Origin of the sequence: Meiothermus sp. CFH 77666, from assembly GCF_017497985.1 — a bacterium.
Classification (GTDB): Bacteria; Deinococcota; Deinococci; order Deinococcales; family Thermaceae; genus Meiothermus.
In genome coordinates this window covers 76,232-91,602 of the sequence record NZ_JAGDFV010000008.1, presented here as the reverse complement: position 1 = coordinate 91,602, position 15,371 = coordinate 76,232, and the positions used below count along the sequence as shown (strand labels likewise).

Below are 15,371 nucleotides of genomic sequence, written 5' to 3'. Positions count from 1 at the left end.
TATGAACCCCCTCAACCCCCGCAACCTGATTCTCAACACCGACAGCTACAAAGCCAGCCACTTTGCCCAGTTTCCCAAAGGCATGACCTACGCCAGCTGGTACATCGAGAGCCGGGGCGGCGACTCCAACTTTGTACGCTTCTTCGGGCTGCAAGCCTTTTTGATGGAGTACCTGTCCAAAGGGGTCAGTATGGCCGATGTGGAGGAGGCCCAGGCCGTCTTTACCGCCCACGGCTTGCCCTTCCCGACCGACGGCTGGCGCTACATTGCCAAGGAGCTGGGCGGCAGGCTACCGGTGCGCATCCGGGCCGTGCCGGAAGGGGCGGTGATTCCCGTCCACAACCCGCTGGTGATTATCGAGAGCACCGACCCCCGGGTGCCCTGGCTGCCCGGCTGGCTCGAGACCGCCCTGCTGCGGGCGGTCTGGTATCCCACCACAGTCTGCACGATCTCGTGGCAAATCAAGCAGATTATCCAGGCCGCCCTGGAAAAAACCGCCGACGACCCCGAGGCCGAGCTGCCCTTCAAGCTGCACGACTTTGGCGCACGGGGCGTGAGCAGCCTCGAGAGCGCCGGTCTGGGCGGAATGGCCCACCTGGTCAACTTCATGGGCACCGACACCGTAACGGCCCTGATATACGCCCGCAACTACTACGGAGCCGAGATGGCCGGCTACTCCATTCCGGCCATGGAGCACTCCACCGTGACCAGCTTTGGCCGTTCGGGCGAAGCCCGGGCCTACCGGCAGATGATCGAGACCTTCGGCAAGCCGGGGGCGCTATTTGCCATGGTGATTGACTCCTACAACCGCGAGCACGCCGTGAGCCAGATTATCGGCGAGGAGCTGCGCGAGCTGATCCAAAAATCCGGGGCCACTGCGGTCATCCGCCCCGACTCGGGCGACCCGCCCTTTGTGGTGCTGCGCACGGTACAGACCCTGGAAGCCAGATTCGGCGCGACGACCAACAAAAAGGGTTTCAAGGTGTTGAATGGGGTGCGGGTGATTCAGGGTGACGGGGTCAATGCCGACACCATCCGCAAGGTGCTGTTTTTGCTCGAGCAGTGGGGCTATAGCGCCTCCAACGTGGCTTTCGGCATGGGCGGGGCCCTCTTGCAACACCCCCACCGCGACACCCAGAAGTTCGCCCAGAAGCTGCACCTGGTAACCGTAGACGGCCAGACCTACGGGGTAAGCAAGAGCCCGGTAGATGATCCCGGCAAACTTTCCAAGAAGGGGCGCCTCGACGTCATCCGCGATGAGCGCGGCATTCGCACGGTGGAGCTGGAAGCCGATGAGCCTGCCCAGCACCCCCAGAGCATCCTGCACACCGTGTTCGAGAACGGCGAAATTACCAGGCGCTACACCTGGGAAGAAGTGCGGGCGAACGGCTAGAGCACACTTACGCCCGGCCCTTCCCAGCCAAGCCCGAAGGCTCTAGCCCAGCTTGCCGCCAGGTCGGCAAAGCTGGCACGGGTACCCAGGTCTTTGCCGGCCATGCCGGGCCCCACAACCAGAAGCATCCCGTACTCGCGGGTGTGATCGGTGCCCCGGTAGGTGGGGTCGTTGCCGTGGTCGGAAACGATGAAAAGGTAGTCCTCGGGGCCCAGAGCTGCCCGAAACTCTGGTAGCCGGGTGTCGAAGGCGGCCAGGGCCTCGGCGTAGCCCTGGGGGTTGCGGCGGTGGCCGTACTTGGCATCGAAATCTACCAGATTGGTAAAGATCAGGCCCGAGAAAGGCTCACGCATCAGTTCCAGGGTGTGCTCCATGCCCAGGTCATTGCTGCCGGCCTTGACCTCGCGGGTAAAGCCCCGGTGGGCGTAGATGTCGGGGATTTTGCCCACCCCCACCACCTCCAATCCCCCGGCATAGATTACATCCAGCACATTGGGCGGAGGCTCCAGGGCAAAGTCTTTGCGTAGGTCTTCGCGGCGGGAGTAGTGGCCCGGCTCACCCTCGAAGGGGCGGGCAATCACCCGGGCGCAGGCCAGCGGCCCCACCAGCATCTCGCGGGCGGTCTGGCACCAGGCATAAAGCGTTTCCAGGGGCACCTTGCCGATATGTGCGGCAACCTGAAACACCGAGTCTGCCGAGGTGTAGACGATGGGAAAACCTGTGCGCAAGTGTTCGTCGCCGTAGTCGCGGATGGCCTCGGTGCCCGAGTAGGGCCGGTTGAGCAGGTAGCCCTCTACCCCGATGCGCTGGAGGTACTGCGCCAGAAAATCCTGTGGATAACCCTGTGGAAAAACCTGGAAGGGGTGCTCGAGGTGAATCCCCACAAACTCCCAGTGGCCGGTGGAGGTGTCCTTGCCGGGGTTTACCTCAATCATGCGCCCAAAGGCCCCCAAAGGCACTTCAACCCTGGGAAGGGTGTGAACCCCCGGTACGTGGCCCAGCCCCAGCGAGGCCAGGTGGGGAAGCTCGAGGCCGGTTTTGAGTACGGTGTGGTCGAGGGTATCGGCCCCTTCATCGCCAAACTGGGTGGCGTCAGGCAGGTAGCCCAGGCCCACCGAGTCCAGCACGATGGTGGTAATCTTCATGCCTCAAGCATACTGGAAGAGAAGTCGGCGCTCTGGCTTCTACCGCATACCTGGACGGGCAGCCTCGTCTGTGAAAAGCACGATAAGTGCTGTTTCACCCAGGCTCTTACGATTTGCCCGGGCATCGTCGCTTCAACCCCTCACCCGGCGACAGCGGTTACCGCCAGAACTGTAATATTTGGCAAAAGGAGCACCAAACCAGCCGGCGCTGTCGCCACCCTCTCCCGCAAGGGGAAAGGGGAAAACGATAAAAGCCTGCTGTTTCGCCAAACTTGCACATCACGGCTACAGACTTCCCGCTAAACTAAATGGGTTGAGGTGCCTCATGGCAGCAACATCACCGGTGCGCATTCCCAAAGGTTCGATTCGACAACAACTGGTACGGCTCTTTAGCGCTCTGCTCAAGCCGCTCTACTGGTGGTACGAGAAACGGGTCGAGGCCGAGGTACGCCAGGGGCAGGTTCCTAAGCACCTGGGGATGATTCTGGACGGCAACCGCCGCTTTGCCAGGGAGTTGGGCCTGGAAGCGCACCAGGGCCACGAGTTCGGGGTACAGAAGGCCTACGAAGTGCTGGAGTGGTGCCTGGAGCTCAAGATTCCTACCGTGACCATCTGGGTCTTTTCCACCGACAACTTCAACCGCAGCCAGACCGAAGTCGAGACGCTCATGCGCCTCTTTGTTCAGGAAGCCAAGCGCATGGCCCAGGATCCCCGCATTCATGCCAACGAGGTGCGGGTCAAGGTGATTGGGCGGCACGACCGCTTTCCCCCCAAGGTGCTGGAAGCCCTCGAGGAGCTGGAAAAAGCCACCGAACACCACAGCGGGATGCTCCTGAATATCGCCATGGGCTACGGGGGGCGGGAAGAAATTGTGGATGCCGTCAAGCAGCTTTTGCTCGAGGCCGCCAAGACCGGCAAGTCGCCGGAAGAACTGGCTGCCGAGCTGGACATGGAACACATCTCCGAGCGGCTCTACACAGCGGGCGTACCCGACCCCGACTTCATCATCCGCACCTCGGGCGAGATCCGGCTCTCGGGCTTTTTGCTGTGGCAGGCTGCCTACAGCGAGTACTACTTCTTCGATGCCTTCTGGCCCGCCTTCCGCAAGGTGGACTTCTTAAGGGCGGTGCGCGACTACCAGAAGCGCGAGCGGCGCTTTGGGAAGTGAGCACCCCGGCACTCACCGGGCCAGCGCTATCAGCAAAGCCAGCAACCCACCCGGCAGGAGCCCCAGCGCCACATAAACGCCCAGTCCCCGGGCCCCAAACGACAGCGCGGTTTTGAACGCGGTGTTGCTCAAAGCGGCCATTAGGATGGCGATGGAGGCCACCTGCAAGACCAACTGCCCATTGCCCGCCAGACGCGCCAGCGAGAGCGATATGGCGTCCACATCGGCCACCCCCGAGAGGGCGCTCACCACATAAACCCCCGTACTCCCGAAGACCTCGAGGCCCACACGGGTCAGCAGCTTGACCAGCGCATAGACCCCAGCAAAAAGCAAAGCGCTCTGGAGCTGCAAGGGGTTTTGCACGGGTACACTTTCCGACACACCCCGATCCCGCCGGGCCAGCCAGGCCGCCGTTAGCAATCCCCATAGCAGCCACACCAGGATCGGGAGCCAGAGCACCTGCAAGAGGGCGGGCGCCGTGGCGCTCCAGACCAGAATCCGCCCTAACATCATCTGGGAGGACAACACGGCCCCACTGGCCCAGAGCGGGTTCTGGCCGGGGTTCGCACGGCTCTGGGCCACCATCGAAAGGGTGACGGCAGTGGACGAGACCAGGCCCCCCAACAAGGCCGCTGCCCACAAGCCTTTGGAACCCAGCAAGCGCAGGGCCAGATAACCCACAAAGTTGACCCCGGCCACCAGCAAGACCACCTGCCAGATTTCACGGGGATTCCAGACCCCATAGGGGCCATAGTTGGCATCGGGAAGCAGGGGGTAGACCACCCCGAGCAGCAAGGCCAGCAACACCGCCGCCTCGACCTCGCTCCGCTCGATACCGCCCGCAAAAGCATGCAGCTCGTCGTGGAAGGCCAGGAACCCCAGCAGCAAGGCCCCCGCAAACAGGGCCGGCAGCACGGTGCCCAGACCGCACAACACCCCCAGCACATACACGGTCAGGGCAGCCACCTGGCTGGTGGCATCGCGGCTGTTTTTGAGCGAGTACACCGCCAGGCCTGCCACCGCCAATAGCCCCGCCGCCGGTAACCACAGGTTTGGCCCAAGGGCGCTTACTCCGCCCAGCAACCCCAGCAGGGTGAAGGTACGCACCCCCCCAATAGCCGAGCCCTGACGCTCGACTTTGGCACGTTCGCGCTCGAGGCCCACCGCAAACCCAATCAGGGTGGCGGCCAGCAAATGCCATAGCTGCTCTTGCACTTCTTTACGCTACTACTTTTTGAGCAATACAACGCCCCCACAGTAGTTGTTAGAGCTAAAGGGATTCCTGAAACCCTACGCGCCTGAACCTATCGGGTAATGCCATCCTTAACTCGAACACCCTGCGTACCCAAGGAGGTAGGAGGTAGGAAATAGGGTGCAGGCGTTGAAAACCCACCGCCTACCTACCCACCCCCCAATGCCCCTTGACGGAGTTGTCGAGCGGGTAACGAGTCGAAGAAGATGGTCTGTACAAGTGGTTTAGCGAGCCTGATCCGGCAAAGGGAGCACCGCCTGCACTGTAGTACCTGCACCAGGACTGCTTTCTATCCAGAAGCGACCCCCCAGACGCTCGATGCGCTCACGCATGGAAACCAGGCCCAGATGGCCCGGATACTCGCGCTGGTTGTCAAAACCCACCCCATCGTCGCAGACCTCGAGCCGCACCATGCCGTCTTCCTGCTGCAAGCGCAGGTGTACTTTGTGGGCTCTGGCGTGTTTGGCGATGTTGTTGAGGGCTTCCTGAGCTACGCGGTAAAGGGCTTCTTTGGCTTCCAGGCTCAGAGCAGGCTCGGGGCATAGACTGGCCTCGAGGCGAAGACCATGACGGGCCCTGGCAGCCGCGGCCTGCTTGGACAGGGCTGCGACCAACCCTTCTTGCTGAAGCGACTCCGGGCGCAACTCGAAGATCAAGGCCCGCATCTCGGCGGTGGCGGCCTCGGCCAGGTTCATCACGAAGTCCAGGGCTGCGGGGGCCTGTTCGGGGTTGCGAGCCAGTTGGGTTTTGGCGGTGCGTACCCCCAGCGCAATGCCATAGATGGCCTGTGAAACCGAGTCGTGCAGGTTGCGGGCCAGCTTCTGGCGCTCCTCGAGGGCCGCCTTGCCCTGGGCCTCGGCGTAGAGGCGGGCGTTGCGAATGGCCACGGCGGCCCGCCGGGCCAGCGAGGTAAAAGCCCGCTGCTCCTCGGGGCCCAGGGTGTGGGGACGTACGTTATCCACGCTAAAAACCCCAAACACCTCGCCATTCAGGCGTATGGGGATGTGCATGAAGGCCCTTATACCCTCGGGGTCGGTCACCTGCCGGGCTACCCGCTCATCCTGGTGGGTGTCCTGTACCACCACCGTCTCGCCGCTCCGGGCCGCGTGGACCAGCAGGCCACGCCCGGCATACTCGTTCATGGTCTGCACAAACTGCGAGGTAAACCCCCGCTGGGCGCGGGTAATGAGGTGCTGGTGGGTTTCATCCCAAATCAGGATGCAGCTTTTGTCAGCCCCCAGCAGATCCACACACACATCTACCAGCGCCTGCAAGACCTCATCGAGCTCGAGGGAGGCATAGAGCTTTTCGTCGGCCTGGTAGAGCGCTTCAAGGCGGCGCAGGGTCTGGCGGGTCTCGGTGAGGTCATGGGCTATGGCCGCTCCGTACATCTGGCCTTCAATTTCCAGATACAGGATGGAGTAGCGCACATACCGCCAGCTTCCGTCCTTACGTACCAGGGCTATCTCGAAGATGCCCGGCGCGGCGGTGCGGTTCTGCTGGATGCGTTCGGCCACCCACTCACGGTAGGGCGGCGCAATCCAGTCCAGGATGTCCCTGGCTTGCAGCTCCTCCAGGCTATAACCCAGCAAGTCCTGGGCCGCCCGGTTGGCGTACACCAGCTTGCGCTCGGTAGAGGCAATCAGAACCGCGTCGCGGGTAGCCTGCAAAAACCCCGCCAGGGTTCTGGAGTCAAGCTGAAGCAGGAAGTCACTCAAGCCCAATCAACCCTTCCTTGATGGCAAACAAAGCCGCCTGGGTGCGCGAGGACAGCCCCAGCTTGGACAGCAGATTGGAAACGTGGGTCTTGACGGTCAGCTCGGATAGCTCGAGCTGCTGGGCGATGCGCTTGTTAGACAACCCCCGCCCCACCAATCGCAGGATTTCGGTCTCCCTGGGGGTCAGGGCTTCGCGCATTTCGGCGGTGCGTACCTCCTGGGCCAGCCGCCTGGCGGCCTCGGGATGCAGCCGCACCTCACCCCGGCCTGCCGCATGGATGGCTTCCACCAGTTCTTCGGGGTGGGTATCCTTGAGCAGATAGCCCGTAGCGCCCGCATGAATGGCTTCGGTTACCAGGTGATCGTTCAACACACTGGTCAGGACAATCACCTCCACCTCGGGAAAGCGCGCTTTAATCTGACGGGTCGCCTGTACCCCGTCCATCACCGGCATCAGCAAGTCCATCAGCACCACATCAGGGTGCAAGGCGGCCACCTTCTCCAGCGCCTCCTGCCCGTTTTCGGCCTCGCCCACCACATAAAGCCCCTCGTCGGTAGCCAGAAACATCCGCAACCCCTGGCGCACCACCGCATGGTCGTCCACCAGCAAAACCCCCAGGCTTGCCTTTGGGCCGGGATGGCTCATAGTTTTAGGGTACACTGTGGTTGTCAGGCTCACCAGGGACATAGGTTTCTTGTGTCAGGAACCATAAAATTCGCTTCTGATGCCGAACCCTATAGGCAGGTAGAGGCTAAAAGCCCCTGCTGTAGAGCCCCAACCAACCGATAAGATAGCCTCTGTGCAAAACCGTACTCCCAACACTCAAATTCCCATCCTGGGCCCGGCCCGCTTCCAGAGCCCCCTGCAAAACCAGCGGGATGTATTTGTGGAGGACAACAGCCGGGTGTTGTTGGCTTCCATGCTGGATGAGCTGCAAAACCCACCCGCCACTTTCGAGCTAGCCGGCCCCCGCCGCCAGATTTTTTTCAACCCCGCCGAAATCGCTTGCGGCATCGTGACCTGTGGTGGGCTCTGCCCCGGCCTGAACGATGTGATTCGCTCGGTGGTGATGACCCTCAGCTACAGCTATGGGGTGAAGCGCATCTACGGGTTCCGCTATGGCTACGCCGGGTTGGCCGCCAGCCAGGGCATCGAACCCCTGCTCCTGACCCCCGAGATGGTACAGGACATCCACGACGATGGCGGCACCATGCTGGGCTCCTCGAGAGGCCCCCAGGAACCCGCCGACATGATCGAGCGCTTGCAGCAACTGGGGGTGCGAATTCTGTTTGCAGTAGGCGGCGACGGTACCCTGCGGGGGGCCTCGGCCCTGGCTCAGGAGCTACAGAAGCGGAACCTGGCCATCAGCGTGATTGGCATCCCAAAAACCATAGATAACGACATCGAGTGGATCGAGCGCAGCTTTGGTGTGGCCACCGCCGTCGAGGAGGCCACCAGGGCGCTGGAAGCTGCCCACGCCGAGGCCCGGGGAGCCTACAACGGCATCGGGCTGGTCAAGCTAATGGGCCGCCACAGCGGCTTCATCACCGCCCACGCCACCCTGGCCAACGCCGATGTAAACTTCTGTCTGGTACCCGAGGTACCCTTTAGCCTGGAGGGCTTCCTGGCCGCCCTGGAAGAGCGCCTGCTAACCCGCCACCATGCGGTTATTGCCCTGGCCGAAGGGGCCGGTCAGGACTTGATCGAAGGAGAAGTGACCAGGGATGCTTCGGGCAACGTCCGGCTGAAGGACATCGGGCATTTCCTCAAAGAGGCCATTGGCCGGCATTTCGACCAGAAGGGCCTGGAGGCCACCATCAAATACATTGACCCCAGCTACATCATTCGTAGCGTACCGGCCAACGCGGTGGATTCGGAGTATTGTCTGGCTCTGGGGCAGCATGCCGTCCATGCCGGCATGAGCGGGCGCACCGACATGATGGTGGGCTACTGGAACCAGCACTTTACCCATGTGCCCATCGCTATGGCCACGCAAAAGCGCAAGCAGATTGACCCCCAGAGCGAGCTGTGGCAACAAGTGCTGGGAGCCACCGGACAGCCCAGGGGGATGTGAGCGGGAAGCCGGTAGGCCGAACTTCCCCGCAATGATTTGAGGTCAGGGCCTCGAGGCCAGGTTCAAAACCACCACCCCCACAATAATCAAAACAATACCCAGAGCGATCACCCCGTTCATAGGCTCCTTGAGCAGCAACCAGCCCAACACTGCAATTAGCGCAGTACCCAGCCCCGACCAGACTGCATAGGCGGTGTTGAGCGGAATGGTCTTGAGCGCCAGGCTCAGAAAGTAGAAGGCGCTGGCATAGCCCATCACTACCACCACAGAGGGCCCAAGCTTGCTAAAGCCCTGCGAGGCTTTGAGACCCGTCGAACCGATCACTTCTGACACAATTGCCAGCAGCAGCAAAACCCAGCCGTTCACGAAACCTCCTTGACCTGTGCGGGTTTACTGTCGTCCGGTGAGACCAGCTTGAGGCCGATTACCGAACCAATCAGCAGCACCAGAAAGACGATTCGGCCCACGGTGGCGGGGTCGCCAAAAAAGAGAATTCCCACCAGCGCGGTGCCAAAAGCCCCAATACCCGTCCATACAGCGTAGGCGGTGCCCAGTGGAATGTGCTTGACAGCAACCACCAACAACCCAAAGCTGATAGCAGCGCAGACGAAAAAGCCGATGGTATAGGGCCAGTTGCTGAAGTTTTCCGAGAGCTTGAGGCTGGTAGCAAACCCTACCTCAAAGATTCCGGCAATAACAAGATAGACCCAGGCCATCACGCACCCCCGAATACCCGCAGCTCGATCACCGAAAGGATCAGGGTGGTCAGGAAGAATAAGCGCCCCCTGTTCACCGGGTCTTTGAAGAAGAAAATGCCCACCAGCGCCGTGCCGAAAGCGCCAATCCCGGTCCAGACTGCGTAAGCTGTGCCAACCGGGATGGTCAACAAAACGTGCGAGAGAATCCCCAGGCTCAAAGGCGCAAAAACGAAAAACCCCAGCGTGGGCAGCGGTTTCTTGAAGCCATCGGAGAGCTTCATCAGGGTGGTAAAGGCCACCTCGAAAAGCCCCGACAAAATCAGCAAGGCCCAGGCCATCAGACACCCGCCAGTTCCAGCATCCGCCGCAAAACCTCGCGTTTAAAATCACCCTCCGGCACCCCCAATTGCAGGATGTCAGCCATGAAGATGCCGTCGGTAGCCAGCATCGCTACCATTACATCGGGGTTCTGAGGAATCTGGGCATACCAGCGCTGCCACCGCTCCCGCACTACTTCCAGCAAACTGGGGTTCAGGGCCAGCGCCGCCATCATCCCCAGCAGCAGACCCTGCGAACCATCGTAGGAGCCGAGCTTCACGTAGGCCTCGGCAAAGGGTAGGCCGCTGGCTTGTAGGCTTTGCTCAAATGTATCCAACTGGTATTCCAGTAACCCCCGCACCAGTGCATCCTTGCTGGGGAAATGGTGGAGCAGTCCCCCTTTGCTGACCCCAGCTCCCCTTGCTACCGCATCCAGCGTCAGGGCCATTGCGCCTTCCTGCCGTATCACCTCCGCGGCGGCCTGCAAAATCCGCATCCTGGCTTCTATGGTTGGGTTTTTAATCTCTGTCATGTCTACACTCCAAACAAAATTATACCGTCTGGACGGTCTTGTGTCAACCGTCTGGACGGTACAATTTATGAGCAGGGAGGTTTAGGGGCCAAAGACCTACAAACTACCGGAATTGGGCTTCAGAAAAGCATCCGCTACTGCTTGCCCCCATCGCAATGCTCTTTCTCACTCGATAAAACCCTGGCTCAAGCGATACAATACGCTGCAATGATTCGCATCCTGCTTGCCGACGACCACGCACTGTTTCGCCAGGGCCTCAAAAGCCTTCTGGAGGCCGAGCCCGACTTCAAGGTGATGGGCGAAGCCAAAGATGGGCGCGAGGCCCTGCGCCACGCCCTCGAGGCCCACCCCGACATCATCCTGATGGACATCCAGATGCCCGGCCTCGACGGCGTACAGGCCACCCAGGAAATCCTCAAGGAATGGCCCCAGGCCAAAGTGATTATGCTGACGATGTATCGCCAGGACGGCTACGTCTTCGAGGCGGTGAAAGCCGGGGCGCGGGGCTACATGCTCAAGGACGCCGACGCCAAGGAACTGCTGGAGGCCATCCGGCGGGTCTACCAGGGCGAGGTCTTGCTGGATGCCGAGATGGCCGAGCAGATTATCCAGGACTTCAAGGCCAAGCAAGAGTCCACCCCCAAAGAGCACGCCGAGCTATCGGAGCGGGAAGTGCAAATTTTGCGCCTGGTTGCCCAGGGCTACACCAACCTCGAGATTGCCTCCGAACTCTCGCTCTCCGAAAAAACCGTGCGCAACCGCCTCTCCGACATCTTCCAGAAGCTACACCTGAACAACCGCACCCAGGCCGCCCTCTACGCCCTGCGCGAGGGCCTGGCGGAAAAGAGCGACGAACAGTAAGCCCAGGAGTGCTTTTGTGCTATCGTTTGCAACTGCCAAAAGCCCAAGCCATACACTGGGAGGTGGCAGCCGGACAGTAGGGTGTAGACGTTGAAAACCACCGCCTACCTCCCACCACCCACCCCCATCTGTTGAGCGTTACATCCCCACTGCACAGCCAGTACAAAGCCTGTATCATCAAAACCCGATGAGCAACCTTGCCACCGAGACCACCCTCGACCCCGTGCTACTGCTGGGCGAAATTGCCGAGATTGGCGGCGATACCGCCCGTGGAGCCTGGGTTGCCCGCCAGCTACGTGCCCAGGGGCTAGAGCCGCAGACCGACGAGCTGGGCAATGTGTGGGCCGGTCAGGGCTCCAGCCTGCTGGTCGCCCATATTGACACCGTACTGAGCCCCACGCCCTTACGCAAGGAACAAAACCGCTGGTATGGCCCGGCGGTAGGCGACAACTCCTCGGGGGTGGCGGTCTTGATGGCCCTGGCCAGCGAGCTGGTGGCCCTGGGCTGCACCGTAGCTTTCAACGTGGGCGAGGAAGGGCTGGGCAACCTGCGCGGAGCCCGCCAACTGGTCAAGCACCTGCGGCCCCGGCAGATGATTGCGGTGGATGGTTATCTGCCCGGCATTGTGAGCCGTTCGGCGGGTTCCTACCGGATGCGGGCTTGTTTCATGGGCCCCGGCGGTCATGCCTGGGGCGACCGCGAGGCCCCCTCGCCGGTGCCGGCGCTGGGGCAGACCCTGGCCCAGATGTACGCCCTCGAGCGCACCAGCGATACCAGCCTGAATGTGGGCAGGCTGTGGGGCGGCAAGGCCATCAACGCCATCCCCCAGGAGGTGGGCTTCGAGCTCGATCTGCGGGCCCTGGAAGCCCCGGTTCTGGCCCAGAAAGCCGCCCAGGTACAAGAAATTTTGATGGAGGCCGCCCGACGTTTCAACGTGCGGCTGGAGTTTGAGGTGCTGGGCGAGCGCCCTGCGGGCAGCACGGCCACCCCGGCCATGCTGGAGGCGGCCCGCAGAGCGCTGGGGGAGGTGGGCCTCGAGGCCCAGTTCACCGCGGGCTCCACCGATGCCTCGGCGGGCGTGGAGGCGGGCATCCCGGCCATCACCCTGAGTGTGTACCGTGGGGGCGGTGCGCATACCCCGGAAGAATGGGTCGAGCCTGAATCGCTGTATCTGGGCCTCCAGGCCCTCCGCAGCTTTATGCGGCAGCTCCTGCAAACATAACGCTTCTGTAACGACGGCTTTGCTACCCTCGCGCATGAGGGAGCCATGTCGAAGACCCGAACCTATTTGTTGCAACTCTGGCAAGACCCACGCGGCGTTTGGGCCGTGCTCAAGGATGAGGCAGGCGGACAACTCTACCAGTTTGAGAGCCTCGAGGCCCTTACCCAGTTCTTAGCGCAACTCGGCGAGCCTCTCTCCAAGCCCACCAACCCGACCGATGGCGTCGTCATGGGTCTGGAGTAACCCGTCTGTCGCAAATCAAAGAGTGCGATAGGATAGACGGGTGCGTGTAGGTGTTTTGAACTGTTGGCTTTCCGACCGCTATCTGCCTTTCTGGGAACCCTATTTGCAAGCGCTGGAGGTGGAAATCATACGCCCCGAAGAAGCTTCTGTGGAGCTTCCCTTTCCCCCTCCAATTCGCCGGGTGTTGGCACAGGTGTTCAGTCTGAAAAACCAGGGGGTGGACTTCCTGCTCTTGCCCGATGTGCAACTGGGCCAGGAGGCCCGCAAGGGCAACCCCTCCCCCTGGCTGGTGGGTCTGGATGCGACCCTCGAGCAGCTTGTACCAGGACTCCCCCCGGTGCTGGTGGTTCCCGCCGAGCTTTCACCGGAGGTAGCCGGCCTGGCGGCGCAAATCGGGCAGAACCTGACCCAGAACCCCATGCTGGCAAGGCGGGCCCTGGAGCGCACCAAACGCCTGCTCCACCCCTCCTTTACGCCCCCCAAACAGTCGGGAACACACTTGATTGGGCTGGTAGCCCAGCCCATGCTGCTCTGTGACACTGAATGGCTCAGCGCCTTGCAAGCAGGGCTGGCCCAGTACGAACTGGGTCTGTTCCTGGCCGACAAGGCCCCTGCCGAACTTCGCCAGGAAGGGGCCCACCTGGAGCTCAAACTGGAGCTTCCCACCGACCTCGAGGCCGCCGGTATGCACCGTTACCTCTCGAGGCTGGGGAAGGTGAAGGGCCTCCTCTACGTGCACGATGCAGACTACCTGCCCCTCCCGACCCCGCTACGCCGTTTGCTCAAAAAGGCCCCACCCCCCAAGCCCTGGCGCATGGTGGGTCTGGAGCCCCCGTGGGAGCAGGTTGCTGGCGAGTTCGCCCAGTATCTCCAACCTTAGCCCCATGCAGCCAAACTGGGAAAGGCTCACGCTTCAAAACCCTCGAGAGGAATAAAGTGGTGCAGATGCAGTCGAACCCGCAAGTCCAGCCCCCCATCAGAACTGACCGGTCAGTTTTTGGTCCCCTCCTGGCCCTGATGCCCTACCTGCGGCGCTACGGCCCACAGTACCTCTGGGGCATGCTGGCCGGAATAGCCTCGGTGGGGGTGGCAGCCCTGTCGCCTTATTTCCTGCGCCAGGCCATTGATGCCATCCGGGCCGGGGAGGCGTACCTGGTCTGGGTCTGGGCTATTGTGGGGGCCGCCGTGGCCTCGGCCATTTTCTCCTGGGCCAACCGGCAGCTTTTGGTGGTGGCCAGTCGCTATATCGAACATGACCTGCGCATGGATCTGTTCCAGAAAGCCCTTTCGCTGGATAGCTACTTTTACAGCAAAAATCGCATTGGCGACCTGATGAACAAGTTCACCACCGACCTGGGCGCGGTGCGCGAAATGCTGGGTGGGGGCATCAACATGGGCAGCCGCCTGTTGATGTTTGTGGTGTTTGCGGTGGTGTCCATGTACCTGGTGAGTGTGCCGCTGGCGCTGGCTTTGTCGGTGGTCTTCCCGGTGATTTTTGCCGTTATGTACTACGTTTTGCGCCTGATTGACCAGCGCTACCGTGAAAGCCAGGAATCCTTCGACAGGATTTCCACCCGCGCCCAGGAGAACTTTTCCGGCATTCGGGTCGTCAAGGGATTTGCCCTGGAAAAGCGCGAGTTGAGGGCCTTTCAAGCGCTCAACAAGGACTACATCGCCAAAAGCCTGGCCCTCACCCGCGTGGACGGCCCGGTACGGGCCCTGATGGGGCTCCTGATGGGCTTTGCCGCCCTGATTGTGCTGTGGATGGGCGGTGGGATGGTCATCCGGGGTGAGATGACCGCCGGACAGTTTGTGCAGTTCAACGCCTACCTGATGATGCTGGGCTGGCCGATTGTAGGGCTCGGCTGGACCCTGACCATCTTCCAGCGGGGCTCGACGAGCTACAAGCGTCTGGAGGAGTTCTGGCACGAGCCGGCCCGTATTGCCAACCCGCCGAATGCCCTTCTCGCGCAAGGGGAGAAGGGGGTGGCTGAGAATTTTGTCTTACGGGGGGAGGTCAAGTTCGAGGAGGTGAGCCTCGAGCTTGGGGGGCGCAAGGTGCTGGAGGGCATCACCCTGACCATTCCCGAGGGCACCACCCTTGGCATCACCGGGCGCACCGGCAGCGGCAAGACCCTTTTGGTGAGCCTGATTCCCCGCCTCCTGGATCCCACTGAGGGCCGGGTACGGGTCGGGGGCTACGACGTGAAGGATTTGCCCCTGGCCACCCTGCGGCGGGCCATCGGGATGGTGCCGCAGGAACCCTTCCTGTTCTCCGATACCCTGGCCGAGAACATCTGCTTTGGGCTTCCTGAGGTGGATCTCGAGCGGGCCGAGTGGGCCGCTAGGCTGGCCGGGGTTCACGACGACATCATGAGTTTCCCCAAGGGCTACCAGACCTCGCTGGGTGAACGCGGCGTAACCCTTTCGGGCGGGCAGCGCCAGCGCACCGCCCTGGCCCGCGCCCTTGCGCTCAGGCCGCCCATCCTGATTCTGGACGATGCCATGAGCGCCGTAGACACCGAAACCGAGTCGCGGATTCTCTCCGGCCTCAAGAGCGTACTGGGCCAGCAGACCACCTTCCTGATTGGTCACCGCACCTCGACCCTGCAGTACGCCGACTGGATTGTGGTCTTGGAACACGGCAAAATCGCCGAAGAGGGCACCCACGATATGCTCCTGGCCACAGGGGGCATTTATGCCGAACTGGACCGTATTCAACGCTTGCAAGCGGAGGTAGATTAGC

At 61.7% G+C, this 15,371-nt stretch carries 16 protein-coding genes; 8 read left to right on the top strand and 8 right to left on the bottom strand.

All coding sequences use genetic code 11. The features are described 5' to 3' along the window. Nucleotide 1 precedes the first annotated feature (1 nt). Nucleotides 2-1,393 carry a nicotinate phosphoribosyltransferase gene (locus J3L12_RS06250; protein WP_208014185.1) on the top strand — a complete coding sequence of 464 codons (1,392 nt, stop codon included), beginning with the start codon at nt 2-4 and terminating at the stop codon, nt 1,391-1,393. Here the strand turns inward: J3L12_RS06250 and J3L12_RS06245 are convergent. Continuing rightward, a complete protein-coding gene (locus J3L12_RS06245; protein ID WP_208014184.1) occupies nt 1,390-2,538 on the bottom strand; it encodes a phosphopentomutase in 1,149 nt (382 codons plus the stop codon). The two genes, J3L12_RS06250 and J3L12_RS06245, sit on opposite strands and share 4 nt — an antisense overlap. A gap of 325 nt (nt 2,539-2,863) precedes the next feature. Here J3L12_RS06245 and J3L12_RS06240 point away from each other — a divergent pair, with 325 nt between their 5' ends. Continuing rightward, nucleotides 2,864-3,706 carry an isoprenyl transferase gene (locus J3L12_RS06240; RefSeq protein WP_208014183.1) on the top strand — a complete coding sequence of 281 codons (843 nt, stop codon included), beginning with the start codon at nt 2,864-2,866 and terminating at the stop codon, nt 3,704-3,706. A gap of 12 nt (nt 3,707-3,718) precedes the next feature. Here the strand turns inward: J3L12_RS06240 and J3L12_RS06235 are convergent, their stop codons facing one another. The 3 genes from J3L12_RS06235 to J3L12_RS06225 all read right to left on the bottom strand — a co-directional run bounded on the left by J3L12_RS06235 (nt 3,719) and on the right by J3L12_RS06225 (nt 7,322). Next, nucleotides 3,719-4,921, bottom strand: a complete 1,203-nt coding sequence (locus J3L12_RS06235; RefSeq protein WP_208014182.1) for an MgtC/SapB family protein — start codon at nt 4,919-4,921, stop codon at nt 3,719-3,721. A gap of 261 nt (nt 4,922-5,182) precedes the next feature. After that, nucleotides 5,183-6,676 carry a GAF domain-containing protein gene (locus tag J3L12_RS06230; RefSeq protein WP_208014181.1) on the bottom strand — a complete coding sequence of 498 codons (1,494 nt, stop codon included), beginning with the start codon at nt 6,674-6,676 and terminating at the stop codon, nt 5,183-5,185. After that, nucleotides 6,669-7,322, bottom strand: a complete 654-nt coding sequence (locus J3L12_RS06225; protein ID WP_208014180.1) for a response regulator transcription factor — start codon at nt 7,320-7,322, stop codon at nt 6,669-6,671. The genes J3L12_RS06230 and J3L12_RS06225 overlap by 8 nt, the downstream gene beginning before the upstream one ends. 154 nt (nt 7,323-7,476) lie before the next feature. On the opposite strand from J3L12_RS06225, the gene J3L12_RS06220 reads away from it, so the two are divergent. Continuing rightward, nucleotides 7,477-8,751 (top strand): ATP-dependent 6-phosphofructokinase, encoded by a 1,275-nt coding sequence (locus J3L12_RS06220; RefSeq protein WP_208014179.1) that lies wholly within the window; start codon nt 7,477-7,479, stop codon nt 8,749-8,751. Nucleotides 8,752-8,793: 42 nt separating this feature from the next. Here the strand turns inward: J3L12_RS06220 and J3L12_RS06215 are convergent, their stop codons facing one another. From J3L12_RS06215 to J3L12_RS06200, 4 genes are read right to left on the bottom strand one after another with little or no spacing between them, the layout of a single operon-like run. Further along, nucleotides 8,794-9,117 (bottom strand): multidrug efflux SMR transporter, encoded by a 324-nt coding sequence (locus tag J3L12_RS06215; RefSeq protein ID WP_208014178.1) that lies wholly within the window; start codon nt 9,115-9,117, stop codon nt 8,794-8,796. After that, the gene (locus tag J3L12_RS06210; protein WP_208014177.1) at nt 9,114-9,467 is read right to left on the bottom strand and encodes a multidrug efflux SMR transporter; all 354 of its coding nucleotides are present in this window, start codon (nt 9,465-9,467) and stop codon (nt 9,114-9,116) included. Before J3L12_RS06210 ends, J3L12_RS06215 begins: the two co-directional genes overlap by 4 nt. Beyond that, nucleotides 9,467-9,787, bottom strand: a complete 321-nt coding sequence (locus tag J3L12_RS06205; RefSeq protein WP_208014176.1) for a multidrug efflux SMR transporter — start codon at nt 9,785-9,787, stop codon at nt 9,467-9,469. The genes J3L12_RS06210 and J3L12_RS06205 overlap by 1 nt, the downstream gene beginning before the upstream one ends. Next, a complete protein-coding gene (locus tag J3L12_RS06200) occupies nt 9,787-10,299 on the bottom strand; it encodes a TetR/AcrR family transcriptional regulator (protein WP_208014175.1) in 513 nt (170 codons plus the stop codon). Before J3L12_RS06200 ends, J3L12_RS06205 begins: the two co-directional genes overlap by 1 nt. A gap of 207 nt (nt 10,300-10,506) precedes the next feature. Between J3L12_RS06200 and J3L12_RS06195 the strand changes: the two genes are divergently transcribed. From J3L12_RS06195 to J3L12_RS06175, 5 genes are all read left to right on the top strand, one after another. Next, entirely contained in the window at nt 10,507-11,160 is a 654-nt protein-coding gene (locus tag J3L12_RS06195; protein ID WP_208014174.1) for a response regulator transcription factor, read from the top strand. Nucleotides 11,161-11,347: 187 nt separating this feature from the next. Beyond that, nucleotides 11,348-12,382 carry a M20/M25/M40 family metallo-hydrolase gene (locus tag J3L12_RS06190; RefSeq protein ID WP_208014173.1) on the top strand — a complete coding sequence of 345 codons (1,035 nt, stop codon included), beginning with the start codon at nt 11,348-11,350 and terminating at the stop codon, nt 12,380-12,382. A gap of 45 nt (nt 12,383-12,427) precedes the next feature. Continuing rightward, entirely contained in the window at nt 12,428-12,625 is a 198-nt protein-coding gene (locus tag J3L12_RS06185) for a hypothetical protein (RefSeq protein ID WP_208014218.1), read from the top strand. Between the two features lie 40 nt (nt 12,626-12,665). After that, nucleotides 12,666-13,505: a hypothetical protein gene (locus tag J3L12_RS06180; RefSeq protein ID WP_208014172.1), complete on the top strand. Its 840-nt coding sequence runs from the start codon at nt 12,666-12,668 to the stop codon at nt 13,503-13,505. Between the two features lie 137 nt (nt 13,506-13,642). Continuing rightward, on the top strand, nt 13,643-15,370 hold the full coding sequence (locus J3L12_RS06175; RefSeq protein ID WP_208014214.1) for an ABC transporter ATP-binding protein: 1,728 nt from the start codon (nt 13,643-13,645) through the stop codon (nt 15,368-15,370). Nucleotide 15,371: the final 1 nt, after the last annotated feature.